The organism is Kitasatospora sp. NPDC087861 (assembly GCF_044742585.1).
Classification (GTDB): domain Bacteria; phylum Actinomycetota; class Actinomycetes; order Streptomycetales; family Streptomycetaceae; genus Kitasatospora.
Genome location: NZ_JBIUUS010000115.1, coordinates 1 through 1,161 on the forward strand (window position 1 = coordinate 1; position 1,161 = coordinate 1,161).

Sequence of the window (1,161 nt, forward strand, 5' to 3'; positions counted from 1 at the left end):
CTAGTGTCCTGCGCCAGAGATTCGTTGGCAGAAGCGGGCGAGGGAGTCCAGGATCTCTTCGGCGGTCTTGGTCCAGGTGAACGGCTTGGGGTTCTCGTTCCAGTCCTTGACCCACGCGCGGATGTCGGCTTCGAGAGCCTGCACGTTCTTGTGGGCGCCGCGTCGGATCATCTGGTCGCTCAGGAAGCCGAACCACCGCTCGACCTGGTTGATCCACGAGGAACTGGTCGGGGTGAAGTGCAGGTGGAAGCGCGGATGCCGCTCCAGCCAGGCCCGGATCGCGGGGGTCTTGTGAGTGCCGTAGTTGTCGCAGATCAGGTGGACTTCCAGGTCTTCGGGGACCTCCTTGTCGATCTTGATGAGGAACTTCTTGAACTCCTGGGCCCGGTGGCGGCGGTGCAGGGAGCTGATGACCTTGCCGCTGCTGACGTCGAAGGCGGCGAACAGGGTGGTCAGTCCGTTGCGCACGTAGTCGTGGCTACGACGCTCGGGCATGCCAGGCATTATCGGCAGCACCGGCTGGGACCGATCCAGGGCCTGGATCTGGGACTTCTCGTCCACCGAGAGCACCACCGCACCCTCGGGCGGGTTGAAGTACAGGCCCACCACGTCGTAGACCTTCTCCACGAACAGCGGATCGGTCGACAGCTTGAACGTGCTGGTCAGATGGGGCTTGAGCTGGAACTTCCGCCAGATGCGCCCGACGGTGGACCTGGACAGGCCGCTGCGGTCGGCCATCGAGCGGCGCGACCAGTGCGTGGCGTTCCTCGGGATCTCCTCAAGGGTCGCCACGACCACGGCCTCCACCTCCTCCACCGAGATCGTCGGAGGCCGGCCCGGACGCGGCTCGTCGAGCAGGCCGTCCAACCGATCGGCCAGGAACCGTCGCCGCCACTTGCGGACCGTGTCCGCCGCGACTCCCAACTCCCGTGCGACACCTACGATCGGTGGCGCATCAGGGCCGGCGCAGGCCAGCACGATCCGCGACCGAAGGGCCAGCGCCTGCGATGACGTCGCCCTACGAGTCCACCGTTCCAACGCTGCCTGCTCCTCGTCGGAGAGGAGCAACGCCTCCAGTTTCGGACCTCGACGAGGAACAGACCCACCAGCAGTAGAAGTCACATGACAACTAACGACGAACTAGCGGCGCAGGACACTAGC

The 1,161-nt window shown here is 65.2% G+C and carries 1 protein-coding gene; it reads right to left on the reverse strand.

The window, feature by feature from the left end; all coding sequences use genetic code 11:
- On the reverse strand, window positions 1–1,122 hold the full coding sequence (locus tag ACIOJE_RS41295) for an IS630 family transposase (protein ID WP_400783856.1): 1,122 nt from the start codon (window positions 1,120–1,122) through the stop codon (window positions 1–3).
- Window positions 1,123–1,161 lie beyond the last annotated feature (39 nt).